The organism is Geminicoccus flavidas, from assembly GCF_009806515.1.
Classification (GTDB): domain Bacteria; phylum Pseudomonadota; class Alphaproteobacteria; order Geminicoccales; family Geminicoccaceae; genus Geminicoccus; species Geminicoccus flavidus.
This window is the reverse complement of record NZ_WUJP01000360.1, coordinates 1-1,241: the sequence shown is the minus strand read 5'-3', so window position 1 is coordinate 1,241 and position 1,241 is coordinate 1. Positions and strand designations below refer to the sequence as shown.

Annotated in this window: 2 protein-coding genes and 1 pseudogene; 1 reads left to right on the top strand and 2 read right to left on the bottom strand. The window is 67.8% G+C overall.

Annotated elements, in window-relative coordinates:
• Both EQG76_RS33385 and upp read right to left on the bottom strand, forming a co-directional pair.
• On the bottom strand, positions 1-158 hold a 158-nt coding region (locus EQG76_RS33385; protein ID WP_200840708.1), incomplete at its 3' end, for a chorismate mutase.
• A 14-nt stretch (positions 159-172) separates the two neighbouring features.
• On the bottom strand, positions 173-802 hold the full coding sequence (gene upp / locus EQG76_RS10125) for a uracil phosphoribosyltransferase (RefSeq protein ID WP_159713008.1): 630 nt from the start codon (positions 800-802) through the stop codon (positions 173-175).
• A 140-nt stretch (positions 803-942) separates the two neighbouring features.
• Between upp and EQG76_RS10120 the strand changes: the two are divergent.
• Positions 943-1,241: pseudogene (locus EQG76_RS10120) on the top strand (ABC transporter substrate-binding protein); the annotation flags it as partial.

The window sequence follows — 1,241 nt, the reverse complement described above, 5'->3', positions numbered from 1 at the left end:
TCGGCAGGCGGCAAGCCATGCTCGGCCTTGAGTGCGCCTACCCGCCGGGTGAGCTTGAAGCGCTCGGCCAGGAGGTGGATGATCGCTGCGTCCAGGTTGTCGATGCTGGCGCGCAGCCCACTGAGCTCGGCCGGCAGGCGCCCGTCCGATCCGCTCATTCTCGTCCCTCCGTTCAGCGTGTCCCGTAGATCCGGTCACCAGCATCGCCCAGGCCCGGCATGATGTAGCCATGGTCGTTGAGCGCCCGGTCAAGTGCCGCGGTGAAGATCGGCACGTCCGGATGCGCGGCCTGGAACTTCTCGACCCCTTCCGGGGCCGCGAGCAGGCAGGCGTACTTGATGTCAGTGGCACCCGAGGCCTTGACCTTGTGCACCGCCGCGACCGCCGAGTTGGCGGTGGCCAGCATCGGGTCGACCAGAATCACCTGGCGCTCGGCGATGTCGCTCGGCACCTTGTAGTAGTATTCGACCGGCTGCAGCGTCTCGGGGTCGCGGTACAGCCCGATATGGCCGACCCTGGCGGACGGGATCAGGTCGAGCATCCCCTCCAGCAGGCCGTTGCCGGCGCGGAGCACCGAGACCAGGCAGAGCTTCTTGCCCGAGAGCATCCGGACGGTGGTGCGCTCCAGAGGCGTCTCGACCTCGACCTCCTCAAGCGGCAGGTCGCGGCAGATCTCGTAGCCCAGCAGGAGGGCGATCTCTTTGACGAGCTGGCGGAACTCGGCGGTGGGCGTCTCCTTGCGGCGCATCAGGGCGAGCTTGTGCTGGACCAGCGGATGGTCGACCACGACGAGCTTCGGCATGCGTCAGTCTCCGGGACGGGGCGGGTCCGGTCTAGACAGGGCGGCGGCCAAGGGCAATCGGCAGGCGCCGGCCGTACTTGACGCGCTGCAGCGCGTCGATACCGTCTCAGCACGATGGGAAGGGTAAACGGAGCAGGTCCATGCAACGCCGGACGATGTTGACCGCGATGGCGCTGAGCGTGCCCGCCACGCTGGCCGGTAGCCTCGGGCGGGCCGGTGCCGCCACCCCACCCGACACGCTGGTGATCGCCAAGAACATCGACGACATGATCACGCTGGACCCGGCCGAATGCTTCGAGTTCAGCGGCGGCGAGATCGTGGCGCAGATGTACACCCGCCTCGTCATGCTCGACCCCAAGGACTTCAGCCAGCTGATCGGCGGGGTGGCCGAGAGCTGGGAGGTGCTGGACGACGGCGGCAGGCTGGCCTTCAAGATCCG

Coding starts and splice junctions, on each gene's coding strand:
- upp (WP_159713008.1), bottom strand. CDS start 802: ATGCCGAAGCTCGTCGTGGTCGACCATCCGCTGGTCCAGCACAAGCTC.